This is a genomic window from Nonomuraea sp. NPDC049684, assembly GCF_044465345.1.
Classification (GTDB): domain Bacteria; phylum Actinomycetota; class Actinomycetes; order Streptosporangiales; family Streptosporangiaceae; genus Nonomuraea.
Genome location: NZ_JBITLO010000017.1, coordinates 14,935 through 32,817 on the forward strand (window position 1 = coordinate 14,935; position 17,883 = coordinate 32,817).

Here is a 17,883-nt window from a genome sequence, read left to right on the forward strand (position 1 = left end):
GTCAGTATGGGGGTGACGAGGACTGCTGACGAGACCCACAACCGCAAGGCCGGCCGTGACGAGGTCAGGCCCGAGACCGATAGAGGTACCGTGTCCAGCCCACAGCTCGAATCATCCGCCAAGGGCGTGTCCGCCGGTGCGGGCCGTACGCCCGCCGTGATCCGGTTGCTGGTGCTGGCGACGTTCGTGGTCGTGCTCAACGAGACGATCATGATCAACGCGATCCCCCGGCTGATGGACGCCATGCACATCACCGAGCAGACCGCCCAGTGGCTCTCCACGGCGTTCATGCTGACCATGGCCGGGGTCATCCCGATCACCGGCTGGTTCCTGCAGCGGGTCACCACCCGCACGGCGTACACCACCGCCATGGGGCTGTTCCTGCTGGGCACGGCGCTGGCCGCGGTCGCGCCGGTGTTCGGGGTGCTGCTGGGGGCCCGGATCGTCCAGGCGTCGGGCACGGCCGTGATGATGCCGCTGCTGATGACCACGCTCATGCAGGTCGTGCCGGAGAAGGACCGGGGGCGGGTGATGGGCAACGTGACGCTGGCGATCTCCGTCGCCCCGGCCATGGGTCCGGCGATCTCCGGGGTGATCCTGCACTTCGGGTCGTGGCGGCTGCTGTTCGCGGTGGTGCTGCCGATCGCCGGGCTGATCACGTGGAGCGGCCTGCGGCAGCTCAGGAACACCGGCGAGCCCGAGGTCAGCACCATCGACTGGTTCAGCGTGGTGACGGCGGCGGCCGGGTTCGGCGGGCTGGTCTACGGGCTGAGCCGGTTCGAGGGCGGCGACGTGCGCGTCGCCGCCGCGATCACGGCGGCCGGGCTGGTCACCATCGCCGTCTTCGTGGTGCGCCAGCTCGTGCTGCAGAGGCGCGGCGCGCCGCTGATGGACCTGCGCACGTTGCGCCACCGCACGTACACGGTGGCGCTGGTGCTGATGTCGGTGGCCTTCATGGCGATGCTCGGGTCGATGATCCTGCTGCCTCTCTACCTGCAGAACGTCCGGGCGCTCAGTCCGCTGGAGACGGGGCTGCTGGTGATGCCGGGCGGGCTGGCGATGGGGCTGCTCGGCCCGGCCGTCGGGCGCGTGTTCGACAACCACGGCGGCCGGGTGCTGGTCATCCCCGGCGCGATCGGGATCATGCTCGCGCTGGCCGGGTTCACCCAGGTCACGATGACGATGCCGTACTGGCAGCTGCTCGGCCTGCACGCGCTGCTCATGGTGAGCCTGGCCGCGACCTTCACCCCGGTCTTCACGCTCGGACTCGGGGCGGTCCCGCCGCACCTGTACCCGCACGGCAGCTCGATCCTGAGCACGCTCCAGCAGGTCGCGGCGGCGATCGGCACCGCGCTGGTGGTCACCGTGATGAGCGCGCGGGCCGACACCCTGCGGGCCGAGGGCCTCACGCAGGCCCTGGCGACCCTCGGCGGCATGCGGCTGGCGTTCGTGGTGGGCGCGGTCCTGTCGGTGGCGGTGGTGGTGACCGCGCTGCTGCTGCCGGCCAGGGCGGAGCGCGCCGTCGAGCACTAGGGGGCGGTGGCGCCCAGGTAGGTGAGGACGGCGCGCACCCGGCGGTTGGTGTCGTCGTCGGCGGCGAGGCCGAGCTTGGCGAAGATCGTGGTCGTGTACTTGCTGATGGCGCCCTCGCTGAGGAACAGCCGGGCCGCGATCGCCGCGTTCGACAGGCCCTCGGCCATGAGTTCGAGCACCGAGCGTTCGCGTTCGGTGAGGGTGGCGAGGGGGTCGGCGTGGGCGGGGCGGCCGAGCAGCTTGGCGACCACCGTCGGGTCGAGGGCCGTGCCGCCGTCGGCGACGCGGGCGAGGGCGTCCATGAACTGGCCGGCGTCGAGCACGCGGTCCTTGAGCTGGTAGCCGACGCCGCCCTGGCCGTCGGCCAGCAGTTCGCGGGCGTAGAGCTGCTCCACGTGCTGGGAGAGGATCAGCACCGGCAGGCCCGGCACCTCGCGGCGGGCGGCGAGCGCGGCCTGGAGCCCCTCGTCGGAGAAGGTCGGCGGCAGCCGCACGTCCACGATGGCCACGTCGGGACGGTGGCCGACCAGCGCTTCGAGCGCCGCGGGCCCGGAGTCGACGGCCGCGACGACGGTGTGCCCGTACGCCTGGACGAGCCGGACGAGCCCGTCGCGGAGCAGGAAGAGATCCTCGGCTATGACAATTCGCACGGCACCGCCACTGAGACGCGGGTGGGACCCCCGAGGGGGCTGTCGATGTCCAGACGTCCGCCGAAGGCGGCCATCCGGCGTCTGACGCCGTCGAGCCCGGAGCCGGCGGACGCGCTCGCCCCGCCGGCGCCGTCGTCGGCGACGGTCGCGGTGAGGGTCCGCGCCTGCGGCTCGTAGTCGAGCTCGACGGTCGCCCGGGTGGCGCGGGCGTGTTTGGCCACGTTCGCCAGCAGTTCGGCGACGGCGAAGTAGACCGCGGACTCGACCGGGCGCTCGGGCCGCGCGGGCACGGAACTGCGTACGGCGACCTCGACGGGCGCGTCGAGCGCCAGGGCCCGGACGGCGTCGACCAGGCCGCGCTCGGTGAGCACCGGCGGGTTGATGCCGCGGACCAGCGAGCGCAGCTCGGCCAGCGCCGCGATCGACGAGGCGCGGGCGTCGGCCAGGATGGCGCGGGCGGCGGCGGGGTCGGTCTCCAGGAGGTGTTCGGCGGCCTGCATCGACATGCCCATGCCGACCAGCCGCGCCTGGGCCCCGTCGTGCAGGCCGCGCTCGATGCGTTCGAGCTCGGCGGCCTGGGTCTGGGTGAGGTCGGCGCGCACGGCCTCCAGCTCCGCCACCCGCCGGCCGAGCCGCGAGTCCGGGATCGGGCCGAGGAAGCGGCGGGCCAGGGGGCCGAGGACGCGCCAGGCGAACGGCGCGGCGGCCAGCCCGGCGACGATCAGGGCGAGTCCGAGGCCGCGGAAGCCCGGGACGAGCGTCAGGTAGCCGCCGCCGGCCATGCCGACCAGCGGCAGGGCCGCGACCGGCAGCACGGTCAGCCCGGCGAGCAGGCACCACAGCCCGTCCCAGTGCAGTTGGGGGTCGTGGAAGCGGGCGTTCATCCGGGCGCGGCGGCGGGCCTCCCGTTCGGACTTGTGGTACTCCTCGCCGTCCCACCAGTGGCCGGTGGCCATGCGGGTGACCGGGGAGGGGGTGCGGTAGGCGACCTCGATGCGCAGGCCGAGCCAGCGCGCGGCGAGCCGGCGGGCGGCCTGGCTGAAGGTGCGGCTGGTCAGCGGGTGCACGACCCACAGGGCCACGGCGATCCACACGATCACCACCAGCGTCTCGCCCAGCAGCGCCAGGGCCACGACGAACGGGGGCGCGGTCAGGTTCGCCGACCAGGAGTAGGCCAGCTCGGCGCCGAAACGGCCGACGACGACGCCGACGATCGGCATCAGGCAGGTCAGCAGGACCAGGACGGCCGAGCGGCAGAGTCCGAGCACGATCTCGGCGCCCCAGCGCAGGGGCCCGCCCCTCGCGGGCGGTCTCACCTGCCAGCGTCCTTCGGCACGGCGCCAATTGTGCCAGGCTGCCCTTTTCGGCGATGTCCGGGCACCCCTCTGATCGTCCCGAGTGGGCGGGCTGTCACGTCTGTCGTCTCCGGTTCCCGGGCGCTCCCGCCCGACCTGGGAGAACATACGGCCGAAGCCCCCTCCCCCGGTATCCCGCTACGCCCCCGTACGAAGTGGGCCCAGACCCACCGCGACGGCGACGGCGGCGCGGACGAACGCGGCCACGGCCGGCGAGCGCGACCCCTGCGGCCACCCCACGGCCAGCTCGGACGGCGTCAGGTCGGCGACCTCCCGGTAGGCGATGCCCGGCCGGGGGTGCCGCCGCGCCACCGAGACGGGGACGAACCAGACGGCGCTGCCCAGTTCCACCAGGTTGCAGACCTGGGCCAGGTCCAGGCCGGTGCGGCGCGGCCGGTGGCCGGGGAGGGGTTCGGCGCCGTCCCGCTCGGCGGGGGTGCCGTCGGGCAGCGGCCGGCCGGCCAGGTCGGCCATGGTCAGGACGGGCCGGGCGGCCAGCGGGTCGGCGGCCGACAGCGCGACCAGGCGGGGCTCGCTCAGCAGCGGCTCGGTGTCGAGGTCGCGGTGGTCGAAGGGGGTGGCCAGCAGCGCGACGTCGGCCCGGCCGTCGCGCAGGGCGGGGGCCTGCTCGTTGCGCCCGCCCAGCAGCAGCTCGACCGGGAGCGCGCCCTCCTCGTCGCGGTAGGCGGCGAGGATCCGCGGCAGCAGCCCGGCGTCGTAGTCGGCCTTGAGCGCCACCCGGAGCTCCGGCTCGGGACGGGCCGCGTGCCGGACCCGGCGGGCCGCCGCGGCGACCGCGTCGAGGGCGGCCCTGGCGTCGCGCAGGAAGACCTCGCCCGGCGGGGTGAGCGTGACCTGCCGCGTGGTGCGCTCCAGCAGGCGCACGCCCAGCCGGCGTTCCAGCTCGCGGATCGCCCGGGACAGCGGGGGCTGCGCCATGCCCAGCCGCTCGGCGGCCCGCCCGAAGTGCAGTTCCTCGGCCACGGCCACGAAGTAGCGGAGCTCGCGCACCTCCAGGTCATTCATATCCGCAGGGTATCAATGGTGATCGGATCGGTCCTTCAGGTTCGCCGCCGCGCTCGGTTGACTGGCCGTGCCCCCCAGACCGACATTCCCGATTCCCCTTGGAGTTCTCCTTGATCGTCATCACCACGCCCACCGGCCGGATCGGCCGGCGGGTTCTCGACCTCGTCCTGGCCGCGGGCGAGCCGGTCCGCGTCGTCGTCCGGGACCCGGACCGCCTGCCTGCGTCCGTGCGGGAGCGGGTGGAGGTCGTGCCGGGTTCGCACGGCGACGCCCGCGTCGTCGAGGAGGCGTTCGCGGGCGCCGACGCCGTGTTCTGGGTCGTGCCGCCGAATCCGCGGGCCGCCGGCCTCGACGCCGCCTACCTGGACTTCAGCCGCCCGGCCTGCGAGGCGTTCGTGCGGAGCGGGGTGGGCCGGGTGGTCGGGGTCTCGGCCCTGGGCCGCGGCCTGCCGCTGAACGCCGGTCTCGTGACGGCCTCGCTGGCCATGGATGACCTGATCGCCGCCACGGGCGTGCACTACCGGGCCCTGACGCTGCCCTCGTTCATGGACAACCTGCTCGACCAGGCGGCGGTGATCAGGGACCAGGGCGTGTTCTTCTCGCCGATCCACGGCGACCTGAAGGCCCCCGCCTGCGCCACCCGCGACATCGCGGCGGCGGCCGCCGGGCTGCTGCTCGACCGCGGCTGGACCGGGCGGGCCGACGTCCCGGTGCTCGGCCCGGAGGACCTGTCGGGCGAGGACATGGCCCGGATCATGGCCGAGGTGCTGGGACGGCCGGTCGGCCTGCGGCACGTGCCGATGGCGGCGTTCCGGGCCAGGCTGGCCGAGCAGGGCTGGTCGGAGGCGATGGCCCAGGGGATGGCCGACATGATGGAGGCCAAGAACCAGGGGCTGGACAACGCCGAGCCGCGCACCCCGCAGGCCACCACGCCCACCGGTTTCCGCCAGTGGTGCGAGGAGGAACTGCGGCCGGCCGTCCTGGGCTGAGCGGTCCCTTGTGCGGGGCTCCGGCGCGGCGTAGCGTGACTGATGACCAGATTTCATATCTAGTCACGAGGGGTGGCCCATGACGGAGAGGGCGGACCGGATCCTCGACGCCGCGGGCGAGCTGCTCCTGCGTCACGGCTACCGCAGGGTCACCGTCGACGACATCGCGGGCCGCGCCGGGGTCGGCAAGGGCACCGTCTACCTGCACTGGCGGACCAAGAACGAGCTGTTCGAGGCGCTGCTGCTGCGGGAGTCCATCGAGGTCGTGGAGGAGTTCGCGGCGCTGTTGCGGCACGACCCCGCCCAGGTGCTGCCGCATCGGTTCTCGCGGGCGGCCTTCGTCTCCATGAGCCGCAGGCCGCTGCTGCGGGCGCTGTTCACCACCGACATCGAGCTGCTGGGCAAACTGGCCAAACACCCACTGCGCAGCCACGACCTGCTCGCGGCCGAGCGGTTCCAGCGGGTGGCCGACCGGTACGGCCTGCTCAGGCCCGACATGCCACACCCCCGGTACACGCTGAGCGCCGCGTCCACGGGTTTCTACCTGCTCGGCGGCATCGACACCGTCGGGACGGAGCTGAGCGTCGAGGAGCAGGCGGACGCGCTCGCCTTCACCGTGCGTCACGCCTTCGAGCCTGCCGTGGAGCCGTCCGCCGAGGTGCTGGCGGCGGCCGCGGCGGAGTACGTCGCAATTCTCGAGGAACTGATCCCGCCCTACCGAAAGTGGATCTACGACTAAGGAGAGGCGATGTCCGACATCGTCGAACGGTACAACATCTCCAAACAGCACTTCTGGCTGCACGGGCCGCGATCGGGCCCGTCCGTCGAGTACGACGCCGCCGCCGGGATGTACAACGTTCACGGCTACCAGGAAGTGCACGACGTGCTCGCCGACCCCGGCACGTTCTCCTCCGACACCATGCGGCTGGTCCCCAAGGGGCTGCTGCCGGAGGGCGAGGACTTCTCGATGAAGGGGTTCATCACCCAGATCGACCCGCCGGACCACGGCAAGCTGCGCAAGCTGGTCAGCAGCGCGTTCACCCGCAAGGTCGTCGCGGACCTCGAACCGCGGATCGCCGAGCTCACCCACGAGCTGCTCGACGCGGCCGACGGCCGCGACCGCCTGGAGCTGGTGTCCGACCTGGCCTACCCGCTCCCCGTCATCGTCATCGCCGAGCTGCTGGGCGTGCCGAGCAGCGACCGGGCCCTGTTCAGGAAGTGGGCCGACGGGCTGTTCCAGCGCGACGCCAAGGTCTCGCTCGCCGAGCCGGCGGAGGACCAGAGCGCGAGCGTGGCGAACACCCTCAAACCATGGCGGGAGATGACGCGGTACCTCGCCGGGCACGCCGCCGAGCGCCGCGCGCGGCCCCGCGCCGACCTGCTCACCAAGCTGGTCGAGGCCGAGGTGGACGGCGAGCGCCTGCCCGACGACCAGGTCGTCAACTTCGCGATCCTGCTGCTGCTGGCCGGGCACATCACCACGACGATGCTGCTCGGCAACACGGTGGTGTGCCTGGACGCCTTCCCCGGCGAGCAGGACAAGGTACGGGCCGACCGCTCCACCGTCCCGGCCGTGATCGAGGAGTCGTTGCGGCTGTTCACCCCGTTCGCCGCGCTGGGCCGGTCGACCACCCGCGAGGTCGAGCTGGGCGGGGTGACGATCCCGGCCGACAAGGTGGTCATGCTCTGGCTCGGCTCGGCCAACCGGGACCCGGCGCAGTTCCCCCACCCCGACGTCTTCGACGCCGGCCGCGACCCCAACCCGCATCTCGCCTTCGGCCGGGGCATCCACTTCTGCCTGGGCGCCCCGCTGGCCCGGCTGGAGGGGCGGGTGGCGCTGAACATCCTGCTCGACCGGGTCGGCGTCCTGCGCACCGATCCCGGTGACCCGGTCGTCTTCATGCCCACGCCGACCATGACGGGGGTGAACCGGCTGCCGCTCGTGCGGTGAGCCGCCGCTGCGCGGGGGCCGGTTCCCGCCCTCGTCAAGCGCGGGTCCAGGACGCGGCAAAGTGCCGCGCGTCGCCGTGGGCGGCCCGTCCTGTGGGGGCCAAGGTGGCTTGTTCACCTTCGTCGCACCACAAGAGGGGACGATCCTGGCTATGAGCGGCAAGCAGCGGAGACTGGAGCTGAGCGTGCCGCAGATCGTGGGAAGCGCCCTGGCCGCGGTCACCGCCGCGGTCGCGGCCTCCTACCTCGGGACGGCGGGGACGGTGATCGGCGCCGCGATGATGAGCGTGGCCAGCACCGTCATCGCCGACGTCTACACGCATTACCTCAAGCGCACCGGCGACAGGGTGAAGCGGCGCACGGCCGTCGCCCTGCGCGGGCGGAGGCCGCGGTGGGCCAGGGTGGGCGGGGCCGCGGCCCTGGTGTTCACCGTCAGCATGGGCAGCATCGTGATCTACGAGGTCATCGCCGACCGCACGGTGGCCGACCAGGTCGCCGGACGGGCCCCGGGCGAGGCCGGCAGAGCCCCCGGCCGCAAGGACCGCCGGGACGGGCGGGCCGCCGGGGAGCCGCGGCACGAACGTCCCGCGACCCGGCCGCCGAGCCCGACGCCGTCACCCGGGCCGTCCACCGGCCCGTCCGCGACGCCGACGCCGTCCGTGCCGGTCACGGTCACGCCGACGCCCACGCCGGGCGGGACGGGCTCGGCCGGGCCGTCCCCCACGGCCACGCCGGACGCCACCCCCTCGGACCCCGTCCCCACCGCCCTGCCCTCGCCGACCGAGAGGGACCCGGGCGAGCCGGCCGACCCCAACTTCGGCGACCTCCTCTTCCGCTGACCCGACTGCCGTGAGGGCCCTACGTCGAGCAGTGGATCCCAAGTGGCCTCCAAGTAGGCGTTCCTAGGCTGGCCGCACTTGAGCTGAGAGGCGGGTGAGCCATGGGGGTGGCGGGTGACGGTTCCAGGCGGGGGGCGCCGGCCGTGAAGGATCCGTACGGCACGCCGCGCCCGGCCCCGCGCCACGCGGCGCCCGGGACGCCGGACCGGCGGGAAGGGCAGGGCATCTACCGGGAGGAGGCGCTGCGGCACCGGGCGATGTCGCGGGTCACCCGGATGCCGCCGGTGATCAGCACCCCGTCGTTCCTCGCGCTGTGGCTGCTGGTGGCCGCGCTCCTCGCCACCGGCCTCCTGCTGACCATGGCCGCGGTCGAGGCGGTCGCCTGATGTTGCGCCGCATGCCCGTCCTGCTCCAGAACACCGACACCGAGTGCGGCGCGGCCTGCCTGGCCATGGTGCTGTGCCACCACGGGCACCGCACCACGCTCCAGCAGGTCGCCGAGCGCCTCCAGGTCGGCAGGGACGGCCTGAGCGCCAAGGCCGTCGTGGACGGCGCCCGCGACCACGGCCTGAAGGCCCGCGCCTTCTCCCTGGCCCCCGAGGACCTGGCCCGCGTGCCGCTGCCCGCCGTCGCGCACTGGGAGTTCAACCACTTCATCGTGGTCGAGCGCTGGTCCCCCGACCGCGTGGACGTCGTCGACCCCGGGCACGGCCGCCGCAGGCTGACGCCGGAGGAGTTCGGGGCCGGGTTCACCGGCGTGCTGCTGGTGTTCGAGCCGGGCGAGGGGTTCCGGCGCGGCACGACGTCGGCGGCGGGCGCCTGGCGCAGGGAGTTCGTCCGGACGCTGTTCCGGCGGCGCAGGGGGCTGCTCGCGCAGCTCATCGCGGCCTCGCTGCTGCTGCAGGTGCTCGGGCTCGCGTTGCCGATGTTCTCCCAGCTCCTCCTGGACTCCATCATGCCCAGGCGGGCGGTGGACGTGCTGCCCCTGCTGGGCGTCTGCGTGCTGCTCGCGGGGGCGGCCCAGCTGGTGATCGGGTACCTGCGGGCGGCCCTGCTGGTCGCCGTACGGGCCCGGGCCGACCAGGAGCTCACCGAGAGCCTGGTCGGCCATCTGGTGGCGCTGCCGTACCGGTACTTCCAGCAGCGCGGAAAGGGCGACCTGGTGACCAGGGCGGGCAGCGTCTCGACGCTCGGCGACATCCTCACCGGGCAGGTCGTGGCGGCGCTGCTGGACGGCCCGCTGGCCGTGGGCTACCTGGTGCTGGTCTACCTCTGGGACCCGGTGTTCGGGCTGGCGCTGACCGGGCTGGCCGTGCTGCAGACGGTCCTGCTGCTGGCCACCACCAGCCGGATCGCCACGCTCACCCGGCAGGAGCTGACGGCGCTGTCGGCGTCCCAGACCAGCCTGATCCAGACGATCACCGGCATCGAGACGCTGAAGGCGTCGGGCGCCGAGAAGCGGGCCGTGGACCAGTGGTCGTCCCACTTCGCCAGGCAGCTCGACGCGGACGTGCGGGCCGGGCTGACCAGGGGGCTGCTGGAGTCGGCGCTGGCCGCCATCCGGGTGACGGCGCCGCTCGGGCTGCTGTGGCTGGGCGCCTGGCGGGTGCTCGACGGGCAGCTCACGGTGGGCGCGCTGGTGGCGCTGAACGCCATCGCGCTCGGCGCGCTGACCCCGCTCGGCTCGCTGATGACCGGGCTGCAGAGCCTCCAGCAGGCGGGCGCGCACTTCGACCGGCTGTCCGACATCCTGGCCTCGGAGCCGGAGCCGAGCAACGGCATCGAGGTGCTGCGGCTGCGCGGCGCGGTCGAGCTGCGCGGGGTGAGCTTCCGCCACGAGCCGCGCGCCCCCTGGACCGTGCGCGACGTCTCCGTCTCCATCCGCCCCGGCCAGAAGGTCGCCCTGGTGGGCGCGTCCGGGTCGGGCAAGAGCACGCTGGCCCGGCTGCTGCTGGCGCTGCACACGCCGGTGCACGGCGAGATCCGTTACGACGGCGTCCCGGCCGCCGAGCTGAACCTGCGCACGCTGCGCCGCCAGTTCGGCGTGGTCACCCAGGACCCGTCCCTGTTCAGCGGCTCGATCAGGGAGAACATCGCGCTGAACGAGCCGGGCGCGTCGCTGGAGCGGGTGGTCGCCGCGGCCCGGCTGGCGGCGCTGCACGACGAGATCATGGACATGCCCATGGGGTACGAGACGATGCTCACCGACGGCGGCGGCCTGTCGGGCGGGCAGCGGCAGCGGCTCGCCCTGGCCCGCGCCGTCCTGTCGCGCCCGAAGGTGCTGCTGCTGGACGAGGCCACCAGCAACCTCGACAGCGCCACGGAGGCGGCCATCGAGGCGAACCTGAGCCGGCTCGTCCAGACCAGGATCGTGATCGCCCACCGGCTCAGCACGGTCAGGGACGCCGACCTGATCCTGGTGATCGACGCGGGCCGGGTGGTGCAGCGCGGCACCCACGACGAGCTGACGGCCATGGGCGGCAAGTACGCCGAGCTGGTCGCCGCCCAGGCCGTGCTGTCCTGACCCGTCACGCCAGCCGGACGGTCACCGTCACCGAAGCGCCCTCCAGCGCGGCCGTCGGCCCGAAGGCGAGCCTCAGCCGGTCGCCGGTCGCCGCCCCGGCGAGCAGCGGGTCGCCGCGCAGCACGCCGGCGACCGGCCGGTCCCAGGTCACGGTCAGCCCGTCCAGGTCGCGCCGGGGGTCGGCCACGGTCACGGTGGCCGTGCCCGCGGCGTGCTCCCTGACCAGCACGGCGCAGGGACCGGAGGCGGCCAGCGGACCGGCGGCGCCCTCGGTCCAGAAGGCGGCCGCGGTGACGCCCAGCGCGTCCACCCGGACGGCCTGCCGCCGCGCGGTGTTGGCGAGCACGCGGGCCCACCCGGGATCGGCGGCCCTGGCGGCCGTGCCCGCGCGGCTCGCGCCCGGCAGGAGCAGGTAGACGTAGCCGGCCCGGTCCGGGTCGACGCCGTGGTCGAGCCAGAGCGTGACGTAGTCGCGGTCGCCGCGCCGTTCGCGCAGGGTGCGCAGGCCGTCCGGCACCACGTAGCCGCCGTGGCCGTCCAGGTGCGCCCACCCCGCCCGGAGATCGGCGGTCAGGGGGGCGGCGGTCCTGCGGTTGTCCACGATCGTCTCGACCGGCACGCCGTCCGCGCCGCTGATCCCCGCGCCGAGGCAGACCACCGCGTCGTCGAGGAAGAACCACGACTTGAACGCCTCCATCGTGCTGTCGAGACCGTTCAGGTGCTGGCCGACGACGGCGTACGTGCCGTCCGTGGCGCCGCCGACCCAGCGGCCGGGCGGGCAGGTGTCGCCCCAGGCCGGGCCCGCGCCGTCGGGCAGCCGCCGGGTGGAGACGGTCGTGCCGGGCAGCCGGTAGGGGTCGACGGTCGTCCAGAACGAGTCGGCGTACTGGTCGGCGTGGCCGTCGGCCCACCAGTAGAGCATGCCGGAGCCGGTGTGCCAGCCCCGCAGGTTCTCGCCGTTGCCGTGCTCGTAGTGGCCGATCGTGGCGGAGGCCATGCTGAGCGCGGCGCACCAGCCCGGCCTTCGGTGCACGGCCCGCGCGCTCATCGGGAACAGCCGGTGGCCGGCGGGCTCCGGCGCGGCGGGCACGGCGTCGTCGGCCAGGACGGCGGTCAGGCGGGCGAGGAAGGCGGGGTCGGCCTCGTCCGGCATGGGCCGGCACGTCTGGCGTACCGCCCAGCCCTTGACCATCGCCTGCCAGCGGGCCCGGTCGGCGGCCGGGGCCACCTCGCCGAGCAGCAGGATCGCCGCGGCCAGCTCGCGGCCCCTGTCGTGGTCGCCGAACGGCTTCCTGCCGATCCCCCTGCCGCGCACCAGGTCCATGCAGAACCCGTCGTGCACGAACGGCGCGAACGACCGCTCCACCATGGCGAACACGGTCGGGTCCACGATCTCCCACGGCGTGCCGCGCAGCGCCGCGAACAAGGTCGCGAGCCCGGTGAGCAGCGTCACCCCGTAGGCGCCCTGGTAGGGCACGGTCGAGTGCTGGACGAACGACCCGTCCCGGTAGAAACCGTCGCCCTCGGCGACCAGGCGGAACACCGGGGCGAGCGCCGAGACGGCCAGCGCCGCCTTGCCGGGGTCGGCCCTGAGCATGGCACGCAGCAACATCACCACGCACAGGTCCACCCGGTTGGCGGCGGTGCTGGTGCCGCTGTAGTCGCCGAGACGGCTCTCGGGGACGAAGTGGTCGACCGCGTCCCGCAGCGCGGCGCTGCGCCGCTCGCCCAGGTGCGGCCCGACCAGCACGGCCGCGTCGAGCAGCGCCCTCGGCACGCCGATCTCCCAGTGCCACCAGTTGCCCACCGGGTCGGCGCCGGCGGCGTACACGTGGCGGCGGTAGTGGTCGATCCCGGCGGCGACGGCGGCGGCCAGGGTCGCGTCGCCGGTCAGCCCCGTCCCCGGCAGCGCGTACGCGCGGGCCATCGCCAGCAGCCGTCCCGGCGTCGCGGCGAACGACGGGAACGGCTGGTCGGCCCAGAGCGACGTGCCCGTGAACGCCATGGCCGCGCGGTGCCGGGCCGCCCGCCGCCCCGTCTCGGCCAGCCGCGTCCGGTACGGCTCCGCGCCCGCGTCGAACCCCGACCCCGCCGTCACCTCGCGCCACTGGCGGCGCAGCCTGACGAAGGAGTCGTCCGGCGTGTGGGCGGGCTCGGGCCGGGCCAGCGCCCCCGCCACGGCGGCCACGGCGACCGCGCCCGCCTGGAGGAGGAGTCGCCTGGACGGCCGGTGCACGCCTCGATTATGACCCGGCGCCCCGGCGGGCGGTCAGACCTCCAGCAGGGTCTTGCCGGTCACCGCGCGGGCCTCGATCGCCGCGTGCGCCTCGGCCGCCCGCTCCAGCGGGAAGGTGCGCCCGACGACCGCCCTGAGCCGCCCGGCCGCCGCCTCGGCGAGCGCGTGGACGGTCCGCTCGTTCCCGTCCTGGCCCAGGGCGGCCAGTTGCTCCAGGCCGATCACGGTGACGCCCCGGCGCTCGGCCTCCGCCGGATCGACGGTCGTGACGCCGCCGCTGGACGCGCCGTGCACGGAGAACCGCCCGCCGCGCGCGGTCACCTCGAACGCCTGGCGGCCGAGCTCGCCGCCCACGCCGTCGAAGACCACGTCGGGGCCATGCCCGCCGGTCGCGTCGAGGACCTCCTTGGTCCAGCCGGGACGCGAGTAGTCGACGGCGGCCTCCGCGCCGAGCCCGGCGACCACCGCCAGCTTGGCCGCGCCGCCCGCCGCCCCGACCACCCGCGCACCGGCCCCGCGCGCGAGCTGCACGAGCAGGCTGCCGAGCCCGCCGGCGGCGGCCTGGACGAGCACCCGTTCGCCGGGCCGGATCGCGGCGTTCGCGAACAGGCCCACGGCCGTGTTGCCGTCGATGAGCAGCGCCGTGGCGTCGGCCAGCGCGAGCCCGTCCGGCACCTCGATCAGGTCGGCGGCCCTGGCCACGACCAGTTCGGCGTTCCCGCCGCCGAAGCCCGGCGTACGGGTCACCACCCGCCGCCCCACCAGCCCGGCATCGACGTCATCACCCACGGACAGCACGAGCCCGCCGACGCCCCCGCCCGGCACGTACGGCGGCTCCGGCAGCGGCGGCCCCGGCGTGAACCCCCGCCTGAGCTGCGTCTCGATGAAATTGATCTCGGCGAAGCGGACCTTCACCACGACCTCGCCCGGCCCGGCCACCGGGTCCGGGACGGTCCGCGTCTCCAGCACCTCGGGCCCGCCGAACCGCGTCACCTGCACCACTCTCATGACCACTCCTCATCCGGGACGACTTCCACCGCCAGCGTGCAACCTCAAGACGACTTGAGGTCAACTCGTCAGCCCGGCGCCCGCCCGCTTGATGGTCCTGATGATCGGCGCGGTCTCGATGTGCCGGATGGCGGGCAGCGCGCCCAGGCTGTCGGTGAGGTAGCGGTAGAAGGCGGCGTCGTCGCGGCACACCACGCTGGCCGCCAGGTTCGTCGGGCCCGTGGTCGCCCCGGCGAAGGCGATCTCCGGGTGCTCGGCCAGCGCCCGGCCGGTCGCGTCGAGGTCGGCGGGCGGCACCGACATCCACAGCTGGGCCTCGACCCGGTAGTCGAGGAGCCGGGGCAGCACGTCCATGTCGAAGAACAGGGCGCCGGTCGCGCAGAGCTGTTCCATCCGCCGCCTGACCGTGGACTCCGACCAGCCGGTCGCCGCCGCCAGGTCGGCGTGGCTGGTGCGGCCGTCGCGGGACAGCTCGGCCAGCAGCGCGTCGTCGCCGGGGCCGAGCGTCACGTCCTCGCCGGTGTGGCGGGGACCGTACGGGCGGCCGGCCCGGAGATGGGCGACCTGGTCGGGGGAGAGCGCGGCGAGCCCGGCCCAGCCGATGCGGCCGCCGACGAACATGTGCAGGGTCCGGTGCGCCGACACCGCGAGCACCCGGTTGGTCCTGGCCAGCTTGGTCAGCAGCAGCGGTTCGCGTTCCCGGTCGAGGCGCTGGATGGCGCCGCAGGAGATCTCGGTGCCGCCGGACAGCAGGTGCACCCAGAACGTGTCGGGCCGCCGGCCGAGCGCCTCGGCGATCGAGGCGCCGGCATCGGGCGTGCAGCGCAGCCGGATCGCCCACGACTGGTGGCCGAGCCGCTGCCGGTCCACCACGCCGACGACCCGGACCGCGCCGCTGGAGCGCAGCCGCCGGTAGCGGCGGGCCACCCGCTGGTCGGACACCCCCAGCACCTCGGCGATCCGGCTGAACGAGGCCCGCCCGTCCACCTGCAACGCGTGCAGGAGCCCGCGGTCGACCTCGTCGAGCGTGACGTTTTCCACCAGATAAGGCTATCGAGCGAGGAAAACCGGCAGAACGGCCTCGGCGGCTGGGGTCATCCCCCGTCCGGGCCGGATTCTTGCCGCCATGACCACGACATTGACCCGTACGAGCTGGTGGCCGCTGGCCGCCGCCTGCCTGGGCGCCTTCATGCTCCTGGTGGACGTGACCATCGTCATGGTGGCCCTGCCCGGCATCACCGCCGACCTGAGGATGTCCTTCACCGACGCCCAATGGCTCCTGGACGGCTACGCCCTGGCCCTGGCCGCGCTGCTGCTGGCGGCCGGCTCGGTGGCCGACCACGCCGGGCGGCGCAAGGTGTACCTGATCGCACTCGGCGTGTTCGCGCTCGCCTCCCTGGCCTGCGGCCTCGCGCCCACCGGGGGCCTGCTGCTGGCCGCCCGCGTGCTCCAGGGGGCGGGCGGCGCCGCCATGATGGCCACGACGCTGGCCCTGATCAGCGCCACCTACCACGGCCGGGAGCGCGGCATCGCGTTCGGCGTGTGGGGCGGCGTGAACGGCGCCGCCGCGGCGCTCGCCCCCGTGCTCGGCGGGCTGCTCACCGAGCACCTGCACTGGCGGGCCGTCTTCCTGGTGAACCTGCCCATCAGCCTGGCCGCCGCCTGGATGACCTGGCGCACGGTCGGCGAGTCCCGCCTGCCGGGCGGCGGCCGGCTGGACCTGGCCGGGATGGGCACGTTCACCCTGGCGGCGGGCGCGCTCACGTACGGGCTGATCGAGGCCGGGCCGTACGGCTGGACGTCGGCGCGCACGCTGGCGCCGCTCGCCGTGGCGGTGGTCGCGTTCGCCGCGTTCGTGCTGGTGGAGTCGCGCGGCGCGCATCCCATGGTGGACCTGCGGCTGTTCGCGAACAGGGCGTTCAGCGGGATCATGGCGGGGGCCGGGCTGCTCATGCCGGCCGCGTTCGCCTGCCTGGCCTTCACCTCGCTGTGGTTGCAGCAGGCCGGCGGGCTGGGGCTCGGGCCGGTCCAGGCGGGGCTGGCGCTGACGCCGATGGCCGGCACCTCGCTGGTCGTCTCAGTCGCCGCCGCCCGCCTGCTCCCCCGGCTGACGGCGCGCGCCGCGCTCGGCGGCGGCCTGCTGCTGATCGCCGCGGGCGCGCTCCTGCAGGGCATGCTCGACGAGCACTCCACGTGGACGGCGCTCGCGCCGGGCCTGGTGGTGACCGGGATCGGCGTCGGCCTGGCCATCCCGGCCCTCAGCTCGGCGGCCATGGCGCACGTCCCGCCGCACCGGGCCGGGATGGCGGCGGGCGCGGTCAACACCGTCAGGCAGCTCGGGTACGCCCTCGGCGTCGCCGGGTTCGGCATCCTGTTCCAGGACGGCATGACCGGGCCGGGCGCGTTCCCCTCGGCGCTGAACGCCGTCTACCTGGCCGCCGCGGTCACCGGGCTGTTCGCCGGGCTGCTGGTGCTGGCCGCCGTCCGGCCCGCGCGGCCGGCGTGAGCGGGGCGGCCGGCGCGGTCGGCGTGAGCGGGGGCGGCCGGCGCGGTCGGCGTGAGCGGGGGCGGCCGGCGCGGTCAGTGTGAGCGGGGCGGCGGCTCGCGGGCCAGCCAGGTGAGGGCGGTCAGCAGGTGCACCCGCCACCAGTAGCCGTCGTGGCCGCCGACCCACGCCGCGCACCGGTGGGCCACGCCCGCCCCGGCCAGGCGCGCGGCCAGCGAGCGCGCGCAGTCGAGCGAGGCCGGTTCGAGCGTGCCCGCCGCGAGGTAGCGCGGCGCCCGTACGGAGGTGTCGAGGAGCTGCGGCAGCAGGTCGGGGCTGAGGGCGACGGCCGCGGCGATCCTGCCGGGGCACCGGTCGGCGGCGGTCAGCGCGAAGGCGGCGCCGTCGGAGAACCCGGCGCTGATGACGTGGCTCGCCTCGGGGAAGCCGGGCAGGACCTCGCCGACGACGAAGGCCAGGTGCGCCGCGAAGCGCCGCGGGTCGGCGTAGGGCAGGTACTCCCTGGCCCGCCCGTCCGGGTACGGCCCCGGCGCGTCGGCGGCGTGCGGACCGGCCAGGATGAGCGGCGGCAGCGCCCCGGCCAGGATCGCCGGCTCCAGCACCCGGGCGTGCGACTCGGCGGCCCGCCCGTCGGCCAGCAGGCACAGGGGCATCCGCCGGATCGGGCCGGGCGGCCGGTAGACGGTGATCGCGCGGCGCTCGCCCAGGTGGACGCTGCTGATCTCGCGGGTGACGAGCGTGCCGGCGAGCCGGGCGGCCGTCGCGGGGGCGGGGGCGGCGCGGGAGCCGCGCCAGATCCGCTCCACCGGCCGGCCGCCGGGAGGGATCGCGGTGACGCCGATCACGGCCCGGTCCAGGTGCCGTACGCGCAGGGACAGCTCCCACAGGTCGGCCGCCCCCTTGACCGGCCACATCGGGAACCGCACGCCCCCGACGAGCTGGGCGTTGGGCCCCTGCCAGAGCACGTGCAGCACGTCGTCGTCCTCGCCCCAGACGGCCAGCGGCCCGCCGGTCAGCATGGGCCGCAGCTCGGCCAGGGCACGCCGCCGCCACACGCGGGCGAAGTGCACGCCGTCGGGCAGCTCGTGGGCGTAGCGGCGCCTGGCCCGGCGGCGGTTGCCCCGCAGCAGCGCCTGGTTGCGCTGGGCGAGCGTCTCGCGCCCGGCGGCGGCGCGTTCCTCGTCCGTCACGCCGGCCTCGCCGAAGGCGACCTTGTCACCGTGGAACTCGATGGTCTGCACGGCGAGCCGATCACCTGGGGGCATAC

Annotated in this window: 15 protein-coding genes; 8 read left to right on the forward strand and 7 right to left on the reverse strand. The window is 74.8% G+C overall.

From position 1 onward, the window contains the following. The first annotated feature begins 90 nt into the window (after positions 1 to 90). Positions 91 to 1,533, forward strand: a complete 1,443-nt coding sequence (locus ACIBST_RS39455) for an MDR family MFS transporter (protein WP_397178661.1) — start codon at positions 91 to 93, stop codon at positions 1,531 to 1,533. On the opposite strand, the gene ACIBST_RS39460 is transcribed toward ACIBST_RS39455, so the two are convergent. The 3 genes from ACIBST_RS39460 to ACIBST_RS39470 all read right to left on the reverse strand — a co-directional run bounded on the left by ACIBST_RS39460 (position 1,530) and on the right by ACIBST_RS39470 (position 4,564). Beyond that, complete coding sequence (locus tag ACIBST_RS39460; protein WP_397178662.1) at positions 1,530 to 2,183, reverse strand: LuxR C-terminal-related transcriptional regulator; 654 nt, start codon at positions 2,181 to 2,183, stop codon at positions 1,530 to 1,532. The two genes, ACIBST_RS39455 and ACIBST_RS39460, sit on opposite strands and share 4 nt — an antisense overlap. Beyond that, entirely contained in the window at positions 2,168 to 3,499 is a 1,332-nt protein-coding gene (locus tag ACIBST_RS39465) for a sensor histidine kinase (protein WP_397178663.1), read from the reverse strand. Before ACIBST_RS39465 ends, ACIBST_RS39460 begins: the two co-directional genes overlap by 16 nt. A gap of 177 nt (positions 3,500 to 3,676) precedes the next feature. Further along, positions 3,677 to 4,564, reverse strand: coding sequence for a LysR family transcriptional regulator (locus ACIBST_RS39470; protein ID WP_397178664.1), 888 nt, complete (start codon positions 4,562 to 4,564; stop codon positions 3,677 to 3,679). Positions 4,565 to 4,674: 110 nt separating this feature from the next. Here ACIBST_RS39470 and ACIBST_RS39475 point away from each other — a divergent pair, with 110 nt between their 5' ends. The 6 genes from ACIBST_RS39475 (at position 4,675) to ACIBST_RS39500 (ending at position 10,866) form a co-directional block, all read left to right on the forward strand. Continuing rightward, positions 4,675 to 5,553 carry an NAD(P)H-binding protein gene (locus ACIBST_RS39475; protein WP_397178665.1) on the forward strand — a complete coding sequence of 293 codons (879 nt, stop codon included), beginning with the start codon at positions 4,675 to 4,677 and terminating at the stop codon, positions 5,551 to 5,553. A gap of 79 nt (positions 5,554 to 5,632) precedes the next feature. Beyond that, a complete protein-coding gene (locus ACIBST_RS39480) occupies positions 5,633 to 6,292 on the forward strand; it encodes a TetR/AcrR family transcriptional regulator (RefSeq protein WP_397178666.1) in 660 nt (219 codons plus the stop codon). 9 nt (positions 6,293 to 6,301) lie between these two features. Then, positions 6,302 to 7,504, forward strand: a complete 1,203-nt coding sequence (locus ACIBST_RS39485) for a cytochrome P450 (RefSeq protein ID WP_397178667.1) — start codon at positions 6,302 to 6,304, stop codon at positions 7,502 to 7,504. 151 nt (positions 7,505 to 7,655) lie between these two features. After that, positions 7,656 to 8,342 carry a hypothetical protein gene (locus ACIBST_RS39490; RefSeq protein ID WP_397178668.1) on the forward strand — a complete coding sequence of 229 codons (687 nt, stop codon included), beginning with the start codon at positions 7,656 to 7,658 and terminating at the stop codon, positions 8,340 to 8,342. Between the two features lie 143 nt (positions 8,343 to 8,485). Then, positions 8,486 to 8,728 carry a hypothetical protein gene (locus ACIBST_RS39495; protein WP_397178669.1) on the forward strand — a complete coding sequence of 81 codons (243 nt, stop codon included), beginning with the start codon at positions 8,486 to 8,488 and terminating at the stop codon, positions 8,726 to 8,728. Positions 8,729 to 8,739: 11 nt separating this feature from the next. After that, entirely contained in the window at positions 8,740 to 10,866 is a 2,127-nt protein-coding gene (locus ACIBST_RS39500) for a peptidase domain-containing ABC transporter (RefSeq protein ID WP_397178670.1), read from the forward strand. Between the two features lie 4 nt (positions 10,867 to 10,870). Here the strand turns inward: ACIBST_RS39500 and ACIBST_RS39505 are convergent, their stop codons facing one another. From ACIBST_RS39505 to ACIBST_RS39515, 3 genes are read right to left on the reverse strand one after another with little or no spacing between them, the layout of a single operon-like run. Next, positions 10,871 to 13,102, reverse strand: a complete 2,232-nt coding sequence (locus ACIBST_RS39505; protein ID WP_397178671.1) for a polysaccharide lyase 8 family protein — start codon at positions 13,100 to 13,102, stop codon at positions 10,871 to 10,873. Between the two features lie 33 nt (positions 13,103 to 13,135). Then, positions 13,136 to 14,110 carry a zinc-binding dehydrogenase gene (locus ACIBST_RS39510; protein ID WP_397178672.1) on the reverse strand — a complete coding sequence of 325 codons (975 nt, stop codon included), beginning with the start codon at positions 14,108 to 14,110 and terminating at the stop codon, positions 13,136 to 13,138. Positions 14,111 to 14,170: 60 nt separating this feature from the next. Then, positions 14,171 to 15,151 carry an Lrp/AsnC family transcriptional regulator gene (locus ACIBST_RS39515; RefSeq protein WP_397178673.1) on the reverse strand — a complete coding sequence of 327 codons (981 nt, stop codon included), beginning with the start codon at positions 15,149 to 15,151 and terminating at the stop codon, positions 14,171 to 14,173. An 85-nt stretch (positions 15,152 to 15,236) separates the two neighbouring features. On the opposite strand from ACIBST_RS39515, the gene ACIBST_RS39520 reads away from it, so the two are divergent. Then, positions 15,237 to 16,616 carry an MFS transporter gene (locus ACIBST_RS39520; protein WP_397178674.1) on the forward strand — a complete coding sequence of 460 codons (1,380 nt, stop codon included), beginning with the start codon at positions 15,237 to 15,239 and terminating at the stop codon, positions 16,614 to 16,616. 74 nt (positions 16,617 to 16,690) lie between these two features. Here ACIBST_RS39520 and ACIBST_RS39525 read toward each other — a convergent pair whose 3' ends face one another. Next, on the reverse strand, positions 16,691 to 17,881 hold the full coding sequence (locus ACIBST_RS39525) for an alpha/beta hydrolase (protein WP_397178675.1): 1,191 nt from the start codon (positions 17,879 to 17,881) through the stop codon (positions 16,691 to 16,693). Between the last annotated feature and the right edge of the window lie 2 nt (positions 17,882 to 17,883).

Excerpts from the sequence above, each read along its gene's own strand:
- ACIBST_RS39470 (WP_397178664.1), bottom strand. The coding sequence starts at position 4,564 with ATGAATGACCTGGAGGTGCGCGAGCTCCGCTACTTCGTGGCCGTGGCC.
- ACIBST_RS39480 (WP_397178666.1), top strand. The coding sequence starts at position 5,633 with ATGACGGAGAGGGCGGACCGGATCCTCGACGCCGCGGGCGAGCTGCTC.
- ACIBST_RS39485 (WP_397178667.1), top strand. The coding sequence starts at position 6,302 with ATGTCCGACATCGTCGAACGGTACAACATCTCCAAACAGCACTTCTGG.
- ACIBST_RS39490 (WP_397178668.1), top strand. The coding sequence starts at position 7,656 with ATGAGCGGCAAGCAGCGGAGACTGGAGCTGAGCGTGCCGCAGATCGTG.
- ACIBST_RS39500 (WP_397178670.1), top strand. The coding sequence starts at position 8,740 with ATGCCCGTCCTGCTCCAGAACACCGACACCGAGTGCGGCGCGGCCTGC.
- ACIBST_RS39510 (WP_397178672.1), bottom strand. The coding sequence starts at position 14,110 with ATGAGAGTGGTGCAGGTGACGCGGTTCGGCGGGCCCGAGGTGCTGGAG.
- ACIBST_RS39520 (WP_397178674.1), top strand. The coding sequence starts at position 15,237 with ATGACCACGACATTGACCCGTACGAGCTGGTGGCCGCTGGCCGCCGCC.
- ACIBST_RS39525 (WP_397178675.1), bottom strand. The coding sequence starts at position 17,881 with ATGCCCCCAGGTGATCGGCTCGCCGTGCAGACCATCGAGTTCCACGGT.